This is a genomic window from Streptomyces sp. NPDC001450, assembly GCF_053597295.1.
In genome coordinates this window covers 76,646-97,409 of the sequence record NZ_JBSFHY010000004.1, presented here as the reverse complement: position 1 = coordinate 97,409, position 20,764 = coordinate 76,646, and the positions used below count along the sequence as shown (strand labels likewise).

General features: G+C 71.4%; 22 protein-coding genes and 3 pseudogenes. 12 read left to right on the top strand and 13 right to left on the bottom strand.

Translation table 11 applies throughout. The features are described from left to right. The first annotated feature begins 144 nt into the window (after window positions 1-144). The 4 genes from ACWC5O_RS05420 (at window position 145) to ACWC5O_RS05405 (ending at window position 4,394) form a co-directional block, all read left to right on the top strand. The gene (locus ACWC5O_RS05420) at window positions 145-528 is read left to right on the top strand and encodes a hypothetical protein (RefSeq protein WP_450582460.1); all 384 of its coding nucleotides are present in this window, start codon (window positions 145-147) and stop codon (window positions 526-528) included. Then, window positions 525-1,688, top strand: coding sequence for an MAB_1171c family putative transporter (locus ACWC5O_RS05415; protein WP_450582458.1), 1,164 nt, complete (start codon window positions 525-527; stop codon window positions 1,686-1,688). The genes ACWC5O_RS05420 and ACWC5O_RS05415 overlap by 4 nt, the downstream gene beginning before the upstream one ends. A 64-nt stretch (window positions 1,689-1,752) precedes the next feature. Beyond that, window positions 1,753-2,907: a DUF6545 domain-containing protein gene (locus ACWC5O_RS05410; RefSeq protein WP_450582456.1), complete on the top strand. Its 1,155-nt coding sequence runs from the start codon at window positions 1,753-1,755 to the stop codon at window positions 2,905-2,907. Window positions 2,908-2,939: 32 nt separating this feature from the next. Continuing rightward, window positions 2,940-4,394 carry an NAD(P)/FAD-dependent oxidoreductase gene (locus ACWC5O_RS05405; protein ID WP_450582454.1) on the top strand — a complete coding sequence of 485 codons (1,455 nt, stop codon included), beginning with the start codon at window positions 2,940-2,942 and terminating at the stop codon, window positions 4,392-4,394. Between the two features lie 62 nt (window positions 4,395-4,456). Here ACWC5O_RS05405 and ACWC5O_RS05400 read toward each other — a convergent pair. Both ACWC5O_RS05400 and ACWC5O_RS05395 read right to left on the bottom strand, forming a co-directional pair. Continuing rightward, a pseudogene (locus tag ACWC5O_RS05400) lies at window positions 4,457-4,676 on the bottom strand (NF041680 family putative transposase); the annotation flags it as partial. Window positions 4,677-4,795: 119 nt separating this feature from the next. Continuing rightward, window positions 4,796-5,761 (bottom strand): pirin family protein, encoded by a 966-nt coding sequence (locus ACWC5O_RS05395; RefSeq protein ID WP_450582452.1) that lies wholly within the window; start codon window positions 5,759-5,761, stop codon window positions 4,796-4,798. 119 nt (window positions 5,762-5,880) lie between these two features. Here ACWC5O_RS05395 and ACWC5O_RS05390 point away from each other — a divergent pair. Next, window positions 5,881-6,072, top strand: a pseudogene (locus ACWC5O_RS05390) (hypothetical protein); the annotation flags it as partial. Between the two features lie 13 nt (window positions 6,073-6,085). On the opposite strand, the gene ACWC5O_RS05385 reads toward ACWC5O_RS05390, so the two are convergent. The 4 genes from ACWC5O_RS05385 to ACWC5O_RS05370 form a co-directional block, all read right to left on the bottom strand. Next, window positions 6,086-6,427, bottom strand: a complete 342-nt coding sequence (locus ACWC5O_RS05385; RefSeq protein ID WP_450582451.1) for a hypothetical protein — start codon at window positions 6,425-6,427, stop codon at window positions 6,086-6,088. After that, entirely contained in the window at window positions 6,424-7,110 is a 687-nt protein-coding gene (locus ACWC5O_RS05380; protein WP_450582449.1) for an RNA polymerase sigma factor, read from the bottom strand. Before ACWC5O_RS05380 ends, ACWC5O_RS05385 begins: the two co-directional genes overlap by 4 nt. A gap of 74 nt (window positions 7,111-7,184) precedes the next feature. Beyond that, a complete protein-coding gene (locus tag ACWC5O_RS05375) occupies window positions 7,185-7,685 on the bottom strand; it encodes a hypothetical protein (RefSeq protein WP_450582448.1) in 501 nt (166 codons plus the stop codon). 161 nt (window positions 7,686-7,846) lie between these two features. Beyond that, window positions 7,847-8,542 (bottom strand): type 1 glutamine amidotransferase domain-containing protein, encoded by a 696-nt coding sequence (locus ACWC5O_RS05370; protein WP_450582447.1) that lies wholly within the window; start codon window positions 8,540-8,542, stop codon window positions 7,847-7,849. Between the two features lie 155 nt (window positions 8,543-8,697). Between ACWC5O_RS05370 and ACWC5O_RS05365 the strand changes: the two genes are divergently transcribed. Next, window positions 8,698-9,603 (top strand): LysR family transcriptional regulator, encoded by a 906-nt coding sequence (locus tag ACWC5O_RS05365; RefSeq protein ID WP_450582445.1) that lies wholly within the window; start codon window positions 8,698-8,700, stop codon window positions 9,601-9,603. A 5-nt stretch (window positions 9,604-9,608) separates the two neighbouring features. Here the strand turns inward: ACWC5O_RS05365 and ACWC5O_RS05360 are convergent. Next, a pseudogene (locus ACWC5O_RS05360) lies at window positions 9,609-10,126 on the bottom strand (GNAT family N-acetyltransferase). A gap of 37 nt (window positions 10,127-10,163) precedes the next feature. Next, complete coding sequence (locus tag ACWC5O_RS05355) at window positions 10,164-10,760, bottom strand: phosphohydrolase (protein WP_450582443.1); 597 nt, start codon at window positions 10,758-10,760, stop codon at window positions 10,164-10,166. A gap of 51 nt (window positions 10,761-10,811) precedes the next feature. Between ACWC5O_RS05355 and ACWC5O_RS05350 the strand changes: the two genes are divergently transcribed. Both ACWC5O_RS05350 and ACWC5O_RS05345 read left to right on the top strand, forming a co-directional pair. Then, a complete protein-coding gene (locus tag ACWC5O_RS05350; protein WP_450582441.1) occupies window positions 10,812-11,486 on the top strand; it encodes a transmembrane-type terpene cyclase in 675 nt (224 codons plus the stop codon). Between the two features lie 198 nt (window positions 11,487-11,684). Continuing rightward, window positions 11,685-12,041, top strand: coding sequence for a cupin domain-containing protein (locus ACWC5O_RS05345; RefSeq protein ID WP_450582439.1), 357 nt, complete (start codon window positions 11,685-11,687; stop codon window positions 12,039-12,041). A gap of 76 nt (window positions 12,042-12,117) precedes the next feature. On the opposite strand, the gene ACWC5O_RS05340 is transcribed toward ACWC5O_RS05345, so the two are convergent. The 4 genes from ACWC5O_RS05340 to ACWC5O_RS05325 form a co-directional block, all read right to left on the bottom strand. Continuing rightward, window positions 12,118-13,089 (bottom strand): NAD(P)-dependent alcohol dehydrogenase, encoded by a 972-nt coding sequence (locus ACWC5O_RS05340; RefSeq protein WP_450582438.1) that lies wholly within the window; start codon window positions 13,087-13,089, stop codon window positions 12,118-12,120. Between the two features lie 116 nt (window positions 13,090-13,205). Next, a complete protein-coding gene (locus ACWC5O_RS05335) occupies window positions 13,206-14,180 on the bottom strand; it encodes a pyridoxal-phosphate dependent enzyme (RefSeq protein ID WP_450582437.1) in 975 nt (324 codons plus the stop codon). 126 nt (window positions 14,181-14,306) lie between these two features. Next, window positions 14,307-15,656 (bottom strand): vWA domain-containing protein, encoded by a 1,350-nt coding sequence (locus tag ACWC5O_RS05330; protein ID WP_450582436.1) that lies wholly within the window; start codon window positions 15,654-15,656, stop codon window positions 14,307-14,309. Continuing rightward, complete coding sequence (locus tag ACWC5O_RS05325; protein WP_450582434.1) at window positions 15,653-16,510, bottom strand: AAA family ATPase; 858 nt, start codon at window positions 16,508-16,510, stop codon at window positions 15,653-15,655. The genes ACWC5O_RS05330 and ACWC5O_RS05325 overlap by 4 nt, the downstream gene beginning before the upstream one ends. 154 nt (window positions 16,511-16,664) lie before the next feature. On the opposite strand from ACWC5O_RS05325, the gene ACWC5O_RS05320 reads away from it, so the two are divergent. From ACWC5O_RS05320 to ACWC5O_RS05305, 4 genes are all read left to right on the top strand, one after another. Beyond that, complete coding sequence (locus ACWC5O_RS05320) at window positions 16,665-17,237, top strand: TetR/AcrR family transcriptional regulator (protein WP_450582433.1); 573 nt, start codon at window positions 16,665-16,667, stop codon at window positions 17,235-17,237. 70 nt (window positions 17,238-17,307) lie between these two features. After that, entirely contained in the window at window positions 17,308-17,988 is a 681-nt protein-coding gene (locus tag ACWC5O_RS05315) for an ABC transporter permease (RefSeq protein ID WP_450582431.1), read from the top strand. Continuing rightward, a complete protein-coding gene (locus tag ACWC5O_RS05310) occupies window positions 17,985-18,656 on the top strand; it encodes an ABC transporter permease (protein WP_450582430.1) in 672 nt (223 codons plus the stop codon). The genes ACWC5O_RS05315 and ACWC5O_RS05310 overlap by 4 nt, the downstream gene beginning before the upstream one ends. Further along, window positions 18,653-19,594 carry an ABC transporter substrate-binding protein gene (locus ACWC5O_RS05305; protein ID WP_450582428.1) on the top strand — a complete coding sequence of 314 codons (942 nt, stop codon included), beginning with the start codon at window positions 18,653-18,655 and terminating at the stop codon, window positions 19,592-19,594. Before ACWC5O_RS05310 ends, ACWC5O_RS05305 begins: the two co-directional genes overlap by 4 nt. Window positions 19,595-19,603: 9 nt before the next feature. Here ACWC5O_RS05305 and ACWC5O_RS05300 read toward each other — a convergent pair whose 3' ends face one another. Next, window positions 19,604-20,758 (bottom strand): betaine/proline/choline family ABC transporter ATP-binding protein, encoded by a 1,155-nt coding sequence (locus ACWC5O_RS05300; RefSeq protein WP_450582426.1) that lies wholly within the window; start codon window positions 20,756-20,758, stop codon window positions 19,604-19,606. Between the last annotated feature and the right edge of the window lie 6 nt (window positions 20,759-20,764).

Here is a 20,764-nt window from a genome sequence, read left to right as displayed (position 1 = left end):
CCCATTCGGGAGAGGCTGAGTGGTACCAGCGCAGGCGGCGGCGTGTCAGCCGGGGAGGCACGATTAGATCCTGAAGCCCTGTTCGAGGCCTTGGTCGAGTCTGCCAGGCGGTGGCGCAGCGGTCGTCGGCTCGAGGTCCACAGAGTGCACATCCCCCGCACGTTCAAGGCCACAGGGATGTGGCTGGAGCGTGCGGACCAGGACGACGTCATCATTGAGCAGGACGCCGAGATCTGGCATCAAGCGCAGATCCTCGGTCACGAGTTGTGGCACATGCGGCAAAGGGACGGCTTCACGCCTGAGCAGCTGGCGGCCGGAGCCTGTGGCGCCGCCGACTCAGGGCATGGACATGGCGCTCAGCCAGCCGCTGCGCGTTCTCGTTTCGACGAGGATCCCGAGAAGGATGCCGAGCTGTTCGGTATCCGTGTCGGGCAGGAGATGCGGGCGCTGATGGAGCGGGACGTGATCGTCGGCGAGACGGCCCGCCGCATCGCTGATGCTCTCAACTATCGGGGGAAACGGAGATGAGCGGGACGATCAACTACGTCAGCTGCGGTCTGCTGTGGATCGGGCTCCTGGCGAAGCTGCCGGACCTGATCCGGCACTGGAGCGAGCTCTCCCTCCGCGCCATCAACGGGGTGTTGGCGTTTGCGTCGCTGTGCTTCCTCTTCGGGGCGCCCAGTTCGGTTGGGGCGATCAACCGGGTGAGCGGCGTGTCCAACCTGGCCGCCCCGCTGACCTACGCTTCGATCACTGCGTACAGCGCAACGCTGCTGATCCTGATCGCCTGCTGGCGTGGCGGCCCCTCTGTCCGCCGGACGATTCGGATTTGGATATGCGGTTACGCAGCTGTTCTTGCCGGAATCGCAGTCCTGTTCGCCGCGGGGGACGCTGCTCAGGAGCGACGCACCGACTTTGACACCTACTATGCGACGACGCCCTGGATCGCCGAAATGGTCGTCCTGTACCTGGTCGCGCATTTGACGGCTGTGACGGTCAGTGCGATCTGGTCGCTGCGCTGGGCCTTCGAAGCGGAGGTTCGAAGGCGGCCCTGGTTGCGGTCCAGTCTGCTGACGATTGGCGCCGGCACGGTCATCAGCGCCGGGTACAGCATCTTCAAACTGGTGGCTGTGGTCGCGCGGTGGTCTGGTCGGGACTGGGCGGTTCTTGGAACTTCCGTCCCGCCCGTGTGCGCCGGTCTGGGCGCGCTCCTGACCGTCGTTGGGGTCCTGCTCCCGATGGCGGGCTACCACCTTTCGGCGTGGCGCGACTTCTTCCGTCTGGCGTCCCTCGATGCCGTGCTGGATCCGGTGCTCACGGATCGGGCACTGCGTGTTGAGCGGCCACGCTCCCCGTTCCTGTGGGGCACCTGGCGGCAGAGCACCATCCTCAACGGCCTCCACGCGATCGAGACGCTCTTCGACGAGAGGCTTTTCGATGAAGTCCACGACACGGAGCTGGAGAAGACGGGCGACTGGGAGAAGTCCACTTCTGCTGCGTGGGCCGCCACCATCGCGGCGGCCGCGAAGCGAAGCACGCAGCCTGTCCTTGAACCGGCTGACGCGTCAAATCGGCTTTCGCACCCGCGAGACTTCGAGTCCTTGGTCCTGATCGCGGATGCCGTGAAGAGATCCGAGCGCGAGGCACGGACAGTCGCTCATGGCCCTGCCAGGGCTGGGTCGGCCTGACCCCGCACGAAGCGACTGCACCAATCCCCCCACGGTCTGAGGACCTGAACGGAGTCCCGCAAAAATGAGTCTTGTCGTGTATATGGCGGCTTTCCTCTTGGCCCTGGCTGCCATGCTGCTTCGCCGATCGCGCACGACTCCCCGCTCACCGCTGGCTGTCGCCACCCGGGCCACCGCGTTCATCGCGGCCGTCTGCTTCGTCTGGTCCGCTCCGGTGACGCTCGCCGCGGTCAACCGCGTCACGGGTATTCCCAACGTGGGTGCCCCGCTGACCTACGGCTCAATCTCTGCCTTCAGCTGCTCCCTGATCATCTTGCTGATCTACTGGCGGGGTGGACCGCGAGAGCAGATGCGCCGCATGGTCCGGATGACCGTTGCCGTCTACGGGACGCTCATCATCGCCATCATCACGCTGTTCGGCCTCTCGGATGCGCATACGGAGCGACTCAGGGACCTGGACACCTACTACGCAAATACCCCATATATGAGAGAGATGATCATTCTCTACCTCATGGGTCATCTGGCGAGCACCATCGTCCTCAGCGCTGTCTGTCTGAAGTGGGCACGCGACGAAGTCACGGGCCTCCTCCGCGCGGGCCTCCAGCTGATTCTGGTAGGCCTGCTGATTGACACCCTCGGATTCACCCTCACCAAGGTCACCGCAGTGGTCGCGCGCTGGCTCGGCTACAACCTGGACGCCCTGTCGACTACCGTCGCACCTCCTGCCGCTGCCTTGGGCGCCCTGATCTACTCCGCAGGGTTCGTCCTCCCACGTCTCGCATCCGCCGCCGCGGCGGAGAGGCAAAGCCTGGCAACTTACCGCGCGCTCAAGCCCCTGTGGTCGGCGGTGAAGGACGTGGCTACGGCACCGAAGGCAGAGCCGACCTGGTGGCAGCTTTGGTGGCAGCTGCCAAGCAGCCGTCGCTACCTGCTCGAGGCAAACATCCGTGACGCCCTGTTGCAGCTGACGGCGCACTTCGACCAGCGGGTCGGCCACACAACGTACGCGGCCGCCGTGGAGCGCGGCGAGCTGCAAGAAAGAGCGCGCACCGCCTCGGAGCAGGCGATGATCATGGATGGCATACGCCGCGTGTCGGGCAGGGCTGACGGCCCTGCCGATCCGCCGGAGGAGTTCCGCATCACCATCGATCTCGTTGAGCTGGCGAACGCTGTGCGCCGCCTTCACAGGGCAGCACCGGAGCAGGCGAGCACCCAGTGAAGTCGTCTCATGACCGCTACAAGGAGAGCCAGTTGTCGCACAAAGCTGTCGTCATCGGAGCAGGCGTAGCCGGGCTTCTAGCCGCAGCAGCGTTGTCCCTCGCCGAACCCGCACTGCACGTCCATCTGCTCGAGAAGGACGAACTTGCGGAAGGACCCGAGAACCGCCGTGGTGTTCCCCAGGGCCGGCATGCCCACCTGCTCATGGCCGGCGGCCTGTCTGCCATGGAGGCTCTGCTCCCGGTGAGCGTGCGGGAGCGCCTGCTGGAGGCAGGGGCACACGAGATCGCGCTCGGCAACGGAATGCTCGCCCTCACTCCCGACAGCGGGTGGTTCCACCGATGGAGGTGGAACGGCCCCCACGTGATCACCTGCACGCGTGCCCTGCTGGACTGGGTCCTCCGCCGAGCCTTGCTCGACTCGGGAACCAACATCTCAATCCATCAGGCCACGGTGGAAGGGCTCCTTGGCAACGCTCGGCGTGTCCGCGGAGTCCGCATCGGCCAGACAGCAAACCACAGTCTGGGGTCCGAGCTGGAAGCGGACATCGTTATTGACGCCAGCGGTCGGGGCTCGGGCAGCCTGAAGTGGCTTGACGACATAGGCATTAGCGGCGTCGAAGAGAGGAAGATCGACACCGGCCTCACCAACGCCACCCGGATCTACCGCACACCAGCGGGTGCCGAGTCGTTCCCGCTGACCTTGGTGCAGGCGAACCCCTACAACGGTCGGCCCGGCCGGAGCGCCATGGTGCTCCCGATCGAGGGCAACCGATGGATGGTCAGCGCGGGTGGATCCCGAGGTGGTGAACCTCCCACGGATCCTGAGGGTTTTCTCGAGTACACCCTCAACCTGCCGCACCCGATCGTCGGACACCTCATCTCCGGCGCGGAACCCCTTACCGATGTGGTGGTCAGTCGCGGCCGCAGCACCAGTAACGCTCGCCGGTACTTCGAGAAGTCGACGCAGTGGCCTGAGCGGTTCATCACGCTCGGCGACGCGTTGGCAACCTTCAACCCCGCCTACGGGCAGGGCATGTCGGTCGCAGCACTCGGCGCCCAGGTCCTGGCCCGGGAACTGCAGCAGACCGGCCTCACCAGCCCAGGCCTTTCCCGACGCGTTCTTCGCGGCGCGGCACACCACGTCGACATGGCCTGGGCCACGGCTGTCGGAATGGACGTGCTCTACCCGGGTGTACTCGGTGCAGAGCCGCGGTTCACCGACCGGCTGGCCGCCAGGTACACACGCCGACTGACGAAGGCCGCAACCGGATCCTTCGACGCGGCAGCAGCTCTGTGGAACGTCACCAGCCTCAAGGCTCCTCCGACACGAGTGTTGCGACCCAGAGCCCTCCTGGCGGCCCTGAACGGGCCTCTCCTCCCCCCGACGATCGAGCCTCCCCTGATGCCTTCAGAGCGGGAGGTGCTCAACCGGCTCTGGAGGGCATCTCACGGATCAAGCACATCCAAGGCCTGTCACCGCCAGTAGTCGTCACACGCCCTGGCAGGCACCCGCGTGCCAGGGCATGTGGTCAGTCCTTAGCTTGTCTTTTAAGGTCTGAGTAGGTTTCGTTCGGTGATGCTCTCGGGTCGTTTGGCGGTTTTGCCCGACGTCGTAGTGGGTGGCGGGCCGTCGGTTCTCCGAGCCGATTGGCCGTCCGTGTCCGGGTGTTGAGGGTTTGGGTGCACGGGCCGGACAGGTGAGGTGCGGGCGGAGGTTCCGGAACCCCCGGCGGACCAGGGCGGGGGTGAGGCGGCCGGGCTCGGCCGGGCTGGGTGCGGACGCAGCGCACGATGTTGAAGGGGGTTTGCTGCCGCGGCCTGAGCGAACAGGGCGGGGTGCGTTTCACCTCGCCCTGCCATGTGTGCGCAGGTCGGGATGTTCCCGGCTCAGCGCACTCGACCCCGCGCCTTCAGTGCGACCGGCGGCAGCTCCGGCGCAGGCAAAGGATCTCCGTCGTACCCCTTCACAACCCCAAATCTCGACCCGCTCATCCAGTCCTCGCGGGCCTGCTTGATGTCGTCCTGCGTACGCCCGACGAAGTTCCACCACATGATCAGCTCCTCGGCGAACGGCTCGCCGCCCAGCAGCATGATCCCCGCGTCCGAATCGGCGCGCAGCGGGAGTTCGGTGCGGCCGCAGCCGAGGTAGAGCATCGAGCCGGGCAGTACCGGCACTCCGTCGACGTGCACCTCGCCGGACATCGCCAGCACGCCGTACTCGAAGTCCGGTACCAGGGGCAGCCGGACGTCGGCGCCCCGGCCGAGGGCGAGGTCCGCGCCGACGATCGGGGTGAACGTCGTACCGGGGGAGGACGATCCGTCGAGGTCGCCGAGGATCACGGTCGCGGTCAGGCCGGGGGCGGTGACCTTGGGGAGTTCGGCGTGGTACTCGAACTTGGGGTCGGTGTGGCGGTGTTCGTCCGGGAGCGCGACCCACAGTTGAGCGCCGTGCAGGAAGCGGGCGTGCGACTTGGGGCTCTCCTCGGAGTGGCTGATGGCCCGGCCCGAGGTCATCAGGCCCAGCTGCTTGGGCCGGATCGTCTGGAGGCTGCCGGTGGAGTCCCGGTGCAGCACCTCGCCCTCGTGCAGCCAGCTGACCGTCTGCAACCCGATGTGCGGATGCGGGGGGACCTGCATGCCGGGCTCGTCGGCGATGTCGTCGGGGCCGTAGTGGTCGACGAAGGCCCACGCGCCGATCATGCGGCGGCCGAGGTTCGGCAGCAGCCGGCGCACCTCGGTCGACTCCCCGAGTTTCACCAGGCGGGGGCTCAGCAGTTCGCGGACGGGTTCGGCGACGACGAATCCGCGGCCGCCGCACACGCTCGGTACCGGAGCGCGGTCAAGGTTGCTCATGCCGCCCAACTTAGCGGCAGCTCGTCGTTGTTGCCGAGCGCCGATAGAGGTGTGGTGCGGGGGCGTGCGGGGCATGGCACCCCTGGTCCTCCTGGCTAAGCTGCTCCACGCCCCGGCCTCGGACGCGGTCTGTGGACGCCGCGGCCGACGTCGCCGCCACGGCCACCACCGGCGGCGTCGGGGCGTACGCCTTCTGTGACCTGGACAGCGGCCCGTACACGGTGATCGCGACCGGCTCTCCGCCGCGGGCCGCCGGAGTCACCGTCTCCGGTGGCATCGAGGAGTACGACATCGAACTCGCCACCCGGGGCGTAGTTCACGGGACTACGGCGTCGGGGAGGAGGGGGTCGGCTCGGCCGTGGACGGGCGGACGGGGCTGGGGACCGGTGAGGGGGTGCCGGTCGTCGGCCGGGGGGAGCGGGCCGGTTCGGCCGGGTGGGCCGGGCCGCCGCGGACCGTGAAGAACACCAGGGCCGCCACCGCGGCCAGGGCCAGCAGGCCCACCGCGACCCGGCGTACGAGCACCTGGCGGGGGCGGACCACCCCGGTCGGCGGGCGCAGCGGCCGCAGGTCGGCCGGGCCGACGGACTGTGCACGGGCGGCGAGGGCGGCCCGCAGCCGCTCCTCGACCCGCGTCGGCGCGGTCCCGGTGCCGGACTCGTTCATCGCAGACCCTCCAGACGTCGGCCGAGCGCGTCCAGGGCCCTGCTGGCCGTGGACTTGACGGTGCCGCGCGACAGACCGAGCGTCGCCGCGATCTCGGCCTCGGTCAGGTGCGACCAGTAGCGCAGGACCAGCACCTCGCGCTGACGCGGAGTCAGGGTCCGCAGAGCCGCCAGCACCTCACGGTGGTCCTCGTGGAGCAGGACGTCCTCCTCCGGTGCGGGGGCGTGCTGCTCCGGTTCGGGGGTGTGCGCCCGTACGGTCCTGCGCCGCCGCAGCACCGAGCGGGCCGCGTTGACGACACTGGTCCGCAGGTACGCCTCCGGGTCGTCCAGCGAGCCGAGCCGGTGACCGTGGCGGCGGAACAGCGCCGTGAAGGCGTCCTGCACGACGTCCTCGGCCGTGGGCAGGTCGTCCACCAGCAGCACCGCCAGGCGCACCAGGGGGAGCCGGCGGTGGTGGTACAACTCCTCGATGCCGGGAGGGGGTTCGGGCAAGAGCAGCCCCTGTGTCCCGGCGCCGTCACCGCTGTCGCGGGGTGCCGGGTCCGCCGTCGTACCGGCGCGTACGCGCACGAGGACGTGGGCCCGCAGCGCACGCGTGAACCTGCGCCAGGCCGGTGCGGACTCCGGAGTGCCGGCCCGGTCCCAGGGCAGGGCCGCCGCCGGTGGTGTCGCTGTCGTCATGGATCTCCCCGGCCGGGTGTGCGGGGAGCCGCACCGCGCGCCTCCCCGCACACCCGGCATGCCTCAGTGGTGCCTCAGTGGTGCTGCGGAACCGGCGAAGGCGCGGCGTACCCGGTCGCGGGGACCGGACTCGGCGACGCCGGCCGGTGGCCGTGGCCGTGGGCGGCGCGCGGCACCGGCACCGGGGCCGGGGCGGCCGTGGACGGGACCGGTGAGGGGGTGACCGGGGCCGGTGACGGGGTGGCCGGCACGGGCTGTGGTGTCCCTGGGTGCGTGGGGGACGGCACCGGAGTGGCAGTGCCTGTGTGGGGGGCGGACGGCACCGGAGTGGGAGTGCCCGTGCGCGGGGCGGACGGCACCGGCGTCGGCGTCGCCGTACGGATCGGGGACGGTACGGGCGACGGCGTGGCGTGGCCTGTCGTGGTGGGGGACCCGGATCCGGCATGGGTGCTGTTCTGGACCGCCTGGGCGGTCACGGTGCCGCCGACGGCCAGGGCCGCGCCCACGGCGGAGGCCCCCAGGGCGGTACGCAGCCTGCGGATGCGGCGAGGGCGGGGGACACGGTGTGCGGACATGTGTTCCTTCGGTTGCTCGGGTCGCTCGGACATCGGTCGAAGTGGAGGCCTCCACCCCGACAGACGTCCGGCCCCGGGCGAGGTTGCAGGCGACGGCCGACCAGTTTTCCGCACGTGTGGTCGGCCGCCGCTCAGCAGTACCGCGGCCTCAGTCGGCCGCTTCAGCCCAGCTTCTTCAGCAACTCCTCGGCGACCGGTGCCGAGGAGGCCGGGTTCTGGCCGGTGACCAGGTTGCGGTCGACGACCGTGTGCGGCGCCCACGGCTCGGCCACCTGGACGTCGACGCCCGCCTCGGTCAGCCGGTCCTGGAGCAGCCACTTGGCCCGCTCGGCGAGCCCGCCCTGCGTCTCCTCCTCATTGGTGAAGGCCGCCACCCGGTAGCCGGCGAAGGCGTTCGAGCCGTCGGCCCGCACCGCCGCGAGCAGGGCGGCCGGACCGTGGCAGACCACCGCCAGCGGCTTGCCCGAGCCGAGGGCCGCGGTCAGCAGGCGGCCCGAGTCGGCGTCCACGGCCAGGTCCTCCATGGGCCCGTGCCCACCGGGGTAGAACACGGCGTCGAAGTCGTCGAGGTCGACCTCCGTCAGCTTCACCGGCTGCCGCAGCTCGGTCATCTCCTCCAGGGCGCGCGCCATCTTGTCGGCCCCCTCCTGACCGCCGTTGAACTCGGGCGCGAGGCTCGCCCGGTCGACCGCGGGCACCACACCGCCCGGCGTGGCGACGACGATCTCGTGGCCGGCGGCCTTGAGGGCGCGGTACGGGACCACGGCCTCCTCGGCCCAGAAGCCGGTCGGGTGCGGGGTGCCGTCGGCGAGCGTCCAGTGGGTGGCGCCGGTCAGTACGAAAAGGATCTTCGACATGGGTCTTCTGCTCCCTGAACATTGCGCTTGTGGAACGTGCGCTTGTGGGGAAAACGTAGGCGACACCACCCATAGGCAACCAATGAAGCGGCCAATGGCAGGCATAGGATCTCCTATGGGTCGCGCGGAGCGCCGTCCGGTGAATACTCGGCCTCGTGGACATCCCTACGCTCGACCTGAACCTGCTGCGTACCTTCCTCGCGGTCTACCGCTCAGGCTCCTTCACCGGTGCCGCCCGCCTGCTGGGCCTGTCGCAGCCGACGGTGACGACGCAGATGCGCGCGCTGGAACGGCAGACCGGCCGGGAGCTGTTCGAACGGCTGCCGCGCGGGGTGACGCCGACGCCGGTGGCCGAGGAACTGGCCGCCCGGATCGCCGCACCCCTGGACGAGCTGGCCGCCGTCGCCGGTCCTCAGCCGCGGGAGGGGGTGCGTGCGGAGCCCGTCCACCTCGCCGGGCCCGCCGAGATCCTGTGCACGACCGTCCTGCCCGTCCTGGCCCCGCTCGTCGCCGAGGGCGTACGACTGCGGGTGGCCACCGGCCTGACCGATCCGCTGCTGGACGAGCTGCGTGCGGGCCGCCACGACCTGGTGATCGCCACCTCCCGCCCGCGCGGCCGCACGCTCCACGCCGTGCCGCTCACCGACGAGGAGTTCGTCCTGGTCGCCGCGCCCGTCTGGGCCGAGCGGATGACGGACCGGCTGCCGGTCGAAGGGCCGGCCGCCCTGCACGCCATACCCCTGATCACCTATGCCGAGGACCTGCCGATCGCCCGCCGCTACTGGCGGCACGTCTTCGGTCGACGCCTCTCCTGCAGCGCCGCCGTGACCGTGCCCGACCTGCGCGGGGTGCTGGCCGTGGTGGTCGCGGGCGCGGGGTTCAGCGTGCTGCCCCGCTATCTGTGCGCGGATCAGCTGGAGTCCGGCGCGCTCGTGGAGCTGCTGGAGACGGAGGACCCGCCGATCAACACGGGTTTCCTCGTCCAGCGCCCCGGCGCCTCGGACAACCCCGACGTGGTCCGCGTCCGCGAGCTGCTGTTGCGGTCGGCGCGGACCTGGTAGCTCACTCACCGGGACCGGACAGCCACTTCCGGGGCCGGCACCGACCAGATCTCCTCGTCGTGCCGCTCGCCCCGGTAGAGGTAACTCTCCCTGAGCACACCGTCCTTGCGCATGCCGAGCCGCCGGGCAACCGCGATGCTGGGCGCGTTCTCGGGCGACACCCACCACTCGACACGGTGGACGCCCCGCTCCCGGATCGCCCAGTCGATGGTGACCCGGGTCGCCCGGGTCACCAGCCCCCGGCCCACCGCCGCAGGCTCCAGCCGGCAGCCCGCCTCGGCGGTGCCCTGCGGCACGTCCAACCGGCGCAGATCACCGCTCCGACCGGCGTGCCGCGGTACCGGATCCCGCAGATACGGCCGGTGTCGGCTGCCTCCTTCTCGGCGTACGCCCGCAGGAACGCCCGGCTGGACGTCAGATCCGTGACCACGTCCGGCAGCCCGTTGAACCGCCCGATGAACTCCCGCCCCCGGTCCACATGCTCGAGAAACTCCCCGGCCTGCCAAGGCCCGAGGGGACACAGCTCGGCACCGCCGTCGTCGAGGGGATCGCCTACATGGTCACCTTCGAACGAGGGGCTGGCACATCTGCCACGCCAGCCTGCGACCGGCCCCCTCCCCGATCCCCACGAGGACCTCGTCCAACTCCAGAAACCACTCCCAGCCCTCCCGCCCATCGACACCGGCCAGCCGGCCGACGACCAGGTCCTCCAGCTCCGGGACGCGTTTGTCCTTCCACACCTTGTCGGCGAGGCTCACGAGCAGGTCCGCCACGCCGATCCCGGGCGCGGTCCAGGCGGCGTGCGTCCCGGCGAACCGGGCCAGGCCGGGCTCCACGCCGCAGTTCAGCAACAGTTCACGCCCGGCCTCCTCGTGCCGCGCACCCGGGCCGGACAGCTCGGCCACGTGCACGGCCTTGCCGATGTCGTGCGTCGCGGCACCGAAGAGCACGGCCGCCGCGTCGAACTCCAGCCCGGGACACTGCTGTTGCACCCAGTCGACAAGCTGCGCCGCCACGTCGTGCACCGCCCTGAGGTGGGCCACCAGACGTGGTGGGGCGTCAACTCGCGCCAGCAGTGCGGCCGCCCGCTCGGGAAGCGGCCGGAGTGGCGGGTCGACGGCATCCATCGCGATCGACGCTGTGCGCTTGGCTGTCATCGTGTCAGGGTAAGCACCGGCAGGCGTGACGGTCCGGCAACGGAGGTGCTCATGCAGCTCGTGCACACGGGATTCCTGCTCGGAACGGGGCTCTTCTGGAGTGTCACGTACGTGCTGTTGATCCGCACGGGGCTGCGGGAGCGCACCTTCGGGATGCCTGTCGTCGCGTTCGCGACGAACATCAGCTGGGAGTTCATGTTCGCGTTCGCGCGGCCGCCGTCCGGGGTCATGCACGTGATCAACATCGTCTGGTTCTGCTTCGATCTCGCCATCGGCTACACCCTCGTACGCTTCGGGCGGTCCGAGTTCCCCTACCTGCCCGAGCGGTTGTTCCTGCCCGCGCTGGCCGTCCTGCTCGCCCTCGCCTACCCGGGCATGAACTACGCCTCCGAACAGTTCGACGAGGGCGTCGGCGCGATCACCGCGTTCGGCAGCAACCTGGCCATGTTCGGGATGTTCCTGGCGATGCTGGCCGCCCGCCGCGGCACGCGCGGCCAGTCGGTGGAGATCGCCGTGACCAAGCTGCTGGGCACCGCCTGCGCCTCGCTCTCGATGCGCACCGACCCCGACGGGGATCCGCGCTACGACAGCGTCCTCATGCACTACCTCTACCTCGGCTGCCTCCTCCTCGATCTCGCCTACGTCTACGCGGTGTTCGCCGTGGGGCGCGCCGAGCAGACCGGAGATTCGGCCGGGGTGCCGACGCAGAGTGCCCTCCAGTGCTGATGTGCCTCGGGAGAGGGCGCGCAGCGGAGTCTCGACAACGTTGTCTCCGTGTGCCTCACCGCCCACCCCGAATGGCGGCTGCGAGTTGACGGGCAGACGATGGTGTCGTGGGGTGCGGCCGCCGCCGGATCGCCGGTGCCGCCGGGAGACGGCGACCCGCCCCGGCCGTGGTGAGCGGCCGGAAGGGAGGACACCGTCATGTTGGAAGTGAAGACGGTAGACAAGCCGGACGAGCGGCGTGACTTTCCCCGGGGCCATCTCGAAGCCGTCCACCTGACCGGGCTCGACTTCGCCGTGGGCACGTTCGAACCGGGCTGGCGCTGGTCCGAGTCCGTGGCGCCGATCGCGGGCACCGAGAGTTGCCAGTTTTCCCACAGCGCCTATGTCGTTCAGGGCCGGCTGCACATCCGCATGGACGACGGCGGTGAGGGTGAGGTAGGCCCCGGCGATGTCTTCATGTGCCCGCCCGGGCACGACGCGTGGGTCGTGGGAGACGAGCAGGTCGTGGTGTACGACTTCGCGGGACCCACGGCGAAGGACTACGCGAAGTCTTAGGGACCCGACACGTCCCGCAGGTGCCCCGCGGTGCGCCCGTCACCGCGGGGCACGCCTGTGTCGCGGCCGCCCCCGGTCAGACCGTGACGACGACCTTCCCGCGCGCATGCTCCTCCTCCAGGTACCGGACGGCCTCGGGCGCTTCGCCCAGCGGGTACGTCCGGTCGATCACCGGGGCGAGCTTCCCGCAGTCGGCCAGCTCCCGCAGCTCCGCCAGCACCGCCTTGCTCGGTGCCGGGCCGACGAGCGGACGCAGCCGCTGGCGGACGAACGGGGAGAGCACGAGTCCCTGGAGGATGAGGACGGGAGCCCCGAAGAACTGCCCCGCGCTGCCCCCGCTGCCGAGGACGAGCGTTCCGGTGGGTGTGAGCGCGCGCCGGAGGCCGGAGATTCCGTGGCCGGCCGCAAGGTCGAGGACGACGTCGTACCGCCGCCCACCGCGCGTGAAGTCCTCCCGCGTGTAGTCGACGACGTGGTCCGCGCCCAGCGAGCGGACCAGCTCGGCGTTGCGCGTGCTGCACACGCCGGTCACCTCCGCGCCGAGCGCCTTGGCGATCTGCACGGCGAACGTGCCGACCCCGCCGGAGGCGCCGTTGATCAGCACATGCTGCCCCGGCCGCAGCCCTGCCACGTCACGCAGCCCACGCAGGGCGGTGTTCCCGGCCAGCGGCAGGGTCGCCGCCTGCTCGAAGGTCAGGGCGGCGGGCTTGCGCTCCACCCAGGCGTCCGGGACGCACACGTACTCCGCGAACGTGCCGTCGACCTCGCCGAACACCTCCTCCCCCGGCCGGAGGTCACGTACGTTGCGGCCGACCGCCGCCACCTCGCCCGCGAAGTCCCGGCCCCGGATCCGGGCCCGGGGGGCACGGAGTCCGAGCGCCAGCCGGGCCACGTACGGATCACCGCGCATGAGGTGCCAGTCGTACGCGTTCAACCCGGCGGCCCGCACCCGCACCAGCACCTCGTCGTCGCCGGGCACCGGCTCGTCCACGTCCCGCAGCTCCAGCACGTCCGGTGAGCCGTACCGGTCCTGGACCACTGCCTTCATGATCTCCCCCCTCGCTCTGTACCCGCAGGTTAGAGCGAGGTCCGCCGGCCGGGCATCGGGGAAGCGCCGTAGTACCGGGGGAGGACGAGCACGGTTGTGTGTAAGGGACCAGGGTCTCAGAGTCCGCGGGTGACGGCCCCCTCCTCGGCGTACGCGACGGCGTCCGCGTGCCCGAACAGGCCGGGCAGCCCGCCGGTGTGGACGAACACGGTCTTCTCGCCCGGCCGTACGTCACCGTCCCGGACGGCGGCGGCCAGCCCGGCCAGGGCCCGGCCGGTGTAGGTCGGGTCGAGGACGATCCCCTCGGTGCGGGCGGCGAGCCGGAGCGCCTCCGCCACCGGACCGGTCAGCGCCGCGTATCCGCTGCCCACCTGGTCCCGGCGCACCCGCAGCCGGTCCGCCACGACCTTGTCCGCGGTGAGCGGGGCCGCGAACTCCTCGACCGCGACGGCAGGGTCGGCCAGCGCGCCCACGTCGACACCGAGCACCGACTCCGTGCCGAGGGCGGCGACCAGCCCCGCCATGGTGCCGCCCGAGCCGAGCGCGACCACCGCCGTCCGCAGGTCGGGCACCTGCGCGCGCAACTCCTCGCCGCAGCGCACATAGCCGCGTGCGCCGAGCGTGCTGGACCCGCCGAACGGGATCAGTGCGGGACGGGCACCACCGGCCCGCAGCCGCGTGCACACCTCGGCCGCCGCGGCGTCGAGCCCGGCCTGGTCCACGTCGCCCGCCCAGGAGAGCCGGGCCCCCAACAGGCCGTCCAGGGCGAGGTTCCCGGACCGGGACCGCCCCGGTGCGCCGCGCAGTACGAGGACGGCGGCCAGGCCCAGCCGGGCGGCCGCGGCGGCCGTCAGCCGGGCGTGGTTGCTCTGCGCGGCGCCCGTGGTCACGAGGGTGTCCGCGCCCTCGGCCAGCGCCGCGCCCGCGAGCCACTCCAGCTTGCGGATCTTGTTCCCGCCACCGCCCAGGCCGGTCAGGTCGTCCCGCTTGACCCACAGGTCGTCCGGACCGAGCCCGAGCGCGGCGGCGAGCCGGGGCGCCGGTTCGACGGGAGTCGGGAAGGTGCCGAGCTGCACGGGCTGGTGGCTCATGTCGTACGTCCTCGTCTGCCGGGCGGGTGGCCGGTGGCGGGTGGGTGGATCGCGGTCCGATGGCGAGCGGCCGCCGGGCACTTGGCGGCCGGTGAGGTCCAGTCGATCACGCCGGGCAGCCCCGCGTCACACCGGCAGCAGCCGTCCGATCAGCGCGCCGAGCTGCCGGGCCGTGCGGCACTCGTGCATCTCCACCAGCTCGGCGTAGGCGGGCGCCGCCGAGTCGCCGGTGCCCCACTGGGCGCGCGGCTCGGGGTTCAGCCAGTAGACGCGCCGGGCGTCCCGGGCGAGTTCGCGGACGGCGGCCAGGTTCGGGTCGCTCATGTTGGTGCGGGCGTCGCCCAGGACGAAGACGGTGGTGCGCGGACCGACCGCGGCGCCGTACCGCTCGGTGAACTCGCCCAGGGCGACGCCGTAGTCGCTGCTGCCGTGCCAGCCGGTGAGCGTGGCCTGAGCGCGGATCCGGGCGCCGAGCCCGTCCGGGTCGGCGCGGCCGTGGTCGAGCAGGCCGGTCACCTCGTCGAGGCGGTTGACGAAGGCGAACACCCGGACCTTGCTGAACTGGTCGTGCAGCGCCTGCACCAGCAGCATCGTGAAGTCCGAGAACCCGGACACCGAGCCCGACACATCGCACAGCAGCACCAGTTCGGGCCGGGCCGGACGGCGCCGGCGCAGCACCGGCCGCATCGGCACCCCGCCCGTGGACAGCGAGGAGCGCAGGGTGCGGCGCAAGTCGATCGTGCCGCGTGCGGCCCGGCGGCGGCGTGCGGCCAGCCGGGTCGCGAGCTTGCGCGCCAGCGGCTGGACCGTCCTGCGCAGCTCGGCCAGTTGGTCCCGGCCGGCGTACAGGAAGTCCACCCGGTCGGCGGTCGGCGCGACGGCCCGCCGGGCGATCTCGTCCCGCCCGCGCCGCTCGGCGACCCGGCGCCGCGCCTCCACCGCGACCAGCTGCCGGAACGCCTCGATACGGCGCCGGATCTCGTCGTCCAGCAGCCGGTCCGCGAACCCCGCGCCGCCGTCCCGGCCCCTGACGTCGGCCCGCACCCGGGCGAGCAGGGTCTGCGGGCGGAGCCGGTCCAGGGTCTGGTACGCCGACCAGCCGTCCGACCCCGGTGAACTCCCGTACCCGCCCATGCCGTCCACCGCCTCGGCCGCCAGCCGGGCCATCAGTGACCGGTCGTCGGCGGCCAGCGCCTCCGCGAGCCGGTCGCGCAGCTCGTCGCGGCCCGCCTGTTCCGTGCCGGGACCGCCGACGCCGCGCGGGAAGTACAGGTCGAAGACCGGGTCGAACACCACCCGCTGCCCCGGCCCGTGCAGCAGGGTCGCGGCCAGCCCCTCCCGCAGCAGGTCCCGGTCGGCGAACCCGAGGGCCTCCACGGCGAGGGCCGCGTCGACGGTCTCCCCGGTGCCGATCCGGACGCCGTGCGCGCGCAGCGCCCCGACCAGACCGGTGATCCGCCCCTCGACACCGCTCACAGCGCGTCCAGGTCCAGCTTGGCCGCGGCCTTCTGCACGTCGTCCTGGTGCTTGAGGATCACGCCCAGGGTGTCCCGTACGACGGCCTCGTCCAGGGTGTCGGCGCCGAGGGCCAGCAGGGTGCGCGCCCAGTCGATGGTCTCGGCGATCGACGGCACCTTGCGCAGGTCCATCGCGCGCAGCGCCCTGACCACCCGCACCACCGACTCGGCCAGCGCCGCTCCGAGCCCGGGCACCTTCAGCCGTACGATCCGCCGCTCCAGCTCCTCCTCGGGGAACCCGATGTGCAGGAACAGGCAGCGGCGGCGCAGCGCCTCGGACAGCTCGCGCCCCGCGTTGGAGGTGAGCACGACGAAGGGGCGGCGGGTCGCGGTGATCGTGCCCAGCTCGGGGACCGTGACCTGGAAGTCGCTGAGCACCTCCAGCAGCAGGCCCTCCATCTCCACGTCGGCCTTGTCGGTCTCGTCGATCAGCAGCACGGTCGGCTCGTCGCCGCGGATCGCGGTCAGCAGCGGGCGGGGGAGCAGGAACTCCTCGCTGAAGATGTCGGTGCGGGTCTCGTCCCAGTTCTCGTCTCGGCCCGCACTGATGCGCAGCAGCTGCTTGGCGTGGTTCCACTCGTACAGCGCCCGTGACTCGTCCACGCCCTCGTAGCACTGCAGCCGTACCAGCCGCGCCCCCGCGACCTGGGCGACGGCCTTGGCCAGCTCGGTCTTGCCGACGCCGGCGGGGCCCTCCACCAGCAGCGGCTTGCCCAGCCGGGCGGCGAGGAAGACGGTCGTGGCGACGGCGGGCGAGGCGAGGTACCCGGTCTCGGCGAGGCGGGCGGAGACGTCGTCGACGGATGAGAACAACGGGGCCTCCGGCTGGGTCGGTGTCTACGTCCAGATCTGCGTCCAGTCACTATCTAAGCGCTTGTTCACCATCCTTGTCACGGAATTCCCCGGGCGCCCGGCGGCGTGTATACCGATCGGTTTCCGTTTGTCCCGGACACGGTAACCTCGCCGTATGGCCACCACGGACAAGGCGTCCCCCCGGGACCGGCTGCTCGACGCGGCCGCCCGGCTCTTCTACCGCGACGGCGTCTCCATCGGCGTCGAGGCGCTGTGCCGTACGGCCGGCGTCTCGAAGCGGTCGATGTACCAGCTCTTCGAGAGCAAGGACGAGATGCTCGCCGCGAGCCTGGAGCGACGCCTCCCGCGGTACCAGGCCCAGCTGACGCCCGCCGGCCCGGCGGCCGGGACACCGCGCGAGCGCATCCTGTACGTCTTCGGACAAGTGGCGAAGGCCTCCGCCGAACCCGACTACCGCGGCTGCCCCTACCTGGCCGTACTGGTCGAGCTGAAGGACCCGGAGCACCCGGCGAGCCAGGTCGCCCGCGCGGTCAAGGAACGCCTCGCGGAGACCTTCCGCACGCAGGCGCAGGAAGGCGGCGCCCGGGACCCCGAGCTGCTCGCCCGCCAGCTGATGCTGATCTTCGACGGCGCCAGCGCCCGCGCCGGAGCCCGCGTGGAACGCCTGGACGACGGACTCGCCACGGCGACGGTGACCGCGCTCCTGGACGCGGCCGGAATGCGGTAGCCCACACCCGGTGGCCCGGACGGGCCACCACAACGCGCCGCCCCGCTCGCCCGCCCGGTGCAATGGATGCGTGACCGCGCCCCCGGACGACTGCCTCGCGCGCAACGAGTGGATCTGCGGTGCCTATCTGAGCAGCCGCCGCCAGATCCTCCTCGACGCGGTCGTCCAGCACCTCCAGCTGACGTCGGTGTCGGTCCTCATCGGGCTCGCCGTCGCCCTGCCGCTCGCGGTGCTCGCCCGCCGCTGGGCCTTGGCGGCCGGTCCGGTCCTCGGCGTGACGACGATCCTCTACACCATCCCGTCCCTGGCGATGTTCTCCCTGCTCCTGCCCCTCTACGGCCTCTCGGCCACCCTGGTCGTCGCGGGACTGGTGCTCTACTCGCTCACCCTGCTGGTGCGGAACATCCTGGCCGGGCTGCGCGCGGTCCCCAAGGAGACCCGGCAGGCGGCGCGCGGCCTCGGTTACGGCCCGATCCGGCTGCTGCTCACCGTCGAACTGCCCCTGGCTCTGCCGGCCGCGATGGCCGGGCTGCGCATCGCGACCGTCTCGGCGGTCTCCCTGGTCACGGTCGGCGCGATCGTCGGCTTCGGCGGCCTCGGGAACCTGATCTACTCGGGCATGAACACCTACTTCAAGGCCCAGGTGCTCACCGCGTCCGTGCTGTGCGTAGTGATCGCCGTCGCCGCCGACGTCCTCCTGCTCGGCGTGCAGTGGCTGATCACCCCCTGGGTGAGGGCGGCTCGCGGATGAACACCCTCGGCACCGCCTGGGACTGGCTGGCCGACCCCGCCCACTGGTCCGGCGACGACGGCGTCCGGCACCGGCTGCTCCAGCACCTGGTACTCACCGTCGTCTGCCTGGTCATCAGCTGCCTGATCGCGCTGCCGGTCGCGCTGGTCCTCGGCCACCTGGGCAGGGGTGGCGCGCTCGCCGTCAACATCTCCAACGTCGGCCGGGCCGTCCCCACCTTCGCCGTGCTGGTCCTGCTCCTGCTGACCCCGGTCGGGAAGTGGGGCGAGGGGCCGACCGTGGTCGCCCTGGTGCTGTTCGCCGTCCCGCCCCTGCTCACCAACGCCTACGTCGGCATGCGCGAGGTCGACCGGAGCGTCGTGCAGTCGGCGCGGGGCATGGGGATGACCGGGCGGCAGATGCTGTTTCGCGTGGAACTGCCCCTTTCGCTCCCGATGGTCCTCAACGGGGTGCGGATCGCCGCCGTCCAGCTCGTCGCCACCGCCACCATCGCCGCGCTCGCGGGCGGCGGCGGACTCGGCCGCATCATCACGGCGGGCTTCAACCTGGCCAGCACGCCCATGGTGGTCGCCGGGGCCCTCCTCGTCGCCGTGTTCGCACTGATCGTCGAGGCAGTCTTCGAGGTCGCCGAGCGCCTGGCACCGGCCTGGGCCAGGGGCGGCCGATGAGGGGCCGCACCGCGGTCACGGCGGCCGGGCTCCTGGTCCTGACCGCCTGCTCCACCGGCCCCTCCCTGGAGACCCGCGGCGCGGTCACCGCATCGCCCGGCGACAGCCACCACCTGACCATCGGCTCGGGCGGCTTCACCGAGAGCGACCTGCTCGCCCAGCTGTACGCGCAGCTGCTGAACCATGCCGGGTACAAGACGTCGGTCATCACGGTCGCCAACCGGGAGCTGTACGAACCGGCCCTGGAGTCCGGCCAGATCGACGTCGTGCCCGAATACGCGGCCACTCTCGCCGACTGGCTGAACGCCAAGACCCACGGCGCCGACGCGAAGCCCGTCGGCTCACCCGACCTGGACGCCACGATGAAGGCCCTGCGGAACCTCGCCGCACCCCGCGGCCTCACGGCCTTGCCGCCCGGTCGCGCGGTGGACCAGAACGCCTTCGCGGTTTCCGCCGACTACGCCCGGCAGCACCACCTCAAGACCCTCAGCGACCTCGGCGCCTCGAAGCAGAGGGTACGGCTCGCCGCCGGTGACGAGTGCGTGCAACGGCCTTACTGCGAACCGGGGTTGAAGAAGGTCTACGGCATCGACATCACCGGGATCGACCCCAAGGGCGTCGGCACCACCCAGGCCAAGCGGGCCGTGCAGGACGGCCGCGACCAGATGGTGCTGACCACCACCACCGACGCCACCCTCGACCAGTTCGGCCTGGTCCTGCTCGCCGACGACAGGCACCTGCAGAACGCCGACTACGTCGTCCCGGTCGTCAACCGTGCCCGCGCGGGCAGTGCGGGCGTGGCGAAGGCGCTGGACCGGCTCAACGGCGTCCTCACGACCGCTGACCTGGCGGCCATGAACCGGCAGGTCGACAGCTGGCGTCGGCTGCCGGCCGACGTGGCCCGGACCTATCTGCGGGACAAGGGCCTGCTGAAGTGACGGCCCGCCTCAGGCGTCCGAGACCGAGTCGAACGGCACCTGCCCCCGCGCGACACCCCGGGCGTCCGCGTCCACCGAGCGACGCAGCGCCTCGTGCAGCTTCGCCGGGGTCAGCACGCCAAGGAAGCGTGCCCCGTCCAGCACGGCGACCCACCCGGCGTCGTACTGGAGCATCACCCCGAACGCCTGCTTCAGCGGGGCACCCACCGGCACCCAGGCCGTCATCCGGTGCGCGAGGCCCCCGACCGTGCCGCCCGCGGCCAGCTCGTCGATGCCGACCCAGCCGTGCAGATCGCCGTGCGCGTCGAGGACGACCGCCCACCGGGCGCCCTCGGCCCGCAGCCGCTCCACGGCCCGCTCGGCGGGCTCGTCCGGCCGGGCCACCGGCGGCTGTTCGAGATCGTCCGGCTGGATCTCGGTGACCGACAGCCGCTTCAGCCCCCGGTCGGCGCCCACGAACCCGGCGACGTACGGCGTGGCGGGCGAGCCGAGCACCGCCCCCGGCGTGTCGAACTGCTCGATGCGCCCCTGCCCGTACACGGCGATCCGGTCCCCGAGCCGGACGGCCTCCTCGATGTCGTGCGTGACCAGCAGCACCGTCTTGCGCACCGCGGCCTGCATCCGCAGGAACTCGTCCTGCAACTGCTCCCGCACCACCGGGTCGACCGCGCCGAACGGCTCGTCCATCAGCAGCACCGGCGGATCCGCCGCGAGCGCCCGCGCCACACCCACCCGCTGCCGCTGGCCGCCGGAGAGCTGCTCCGGATAGCGCGGCCCGTACGTCTTCGGGTCGAGGCCCACCAGATCGAGCAGCTCGGCCGCCCGGGCCCGCGCCTTCGCCCGCTTCCAGCCGAGCAGCGCCGGCACGGTCGCCGTGTTGTCCAGCACCGTACGGTGCGGGAAGAGGCCCACCTGCTGGATGACATAGCCGATACGGCGGCGCAGCGCCACCGGATCGACCTGCGCGATGTCCTCTCCGTTCACGAGGATCCGGCCGGAGGTCGGCTCGATGAGCCGGTTCACCATCATCATGGTCGTCGTCTTGCCGCAGCCCGAGGGACCCACGAGGGTGACGATTTCGCCCTCGGACACCTCGAAGGAGAGGCCGTCCACGGCCGTCGTACCGTCCGGATACCGCTTGGTGACCTGCTCGAACCGGATCATCCCCGC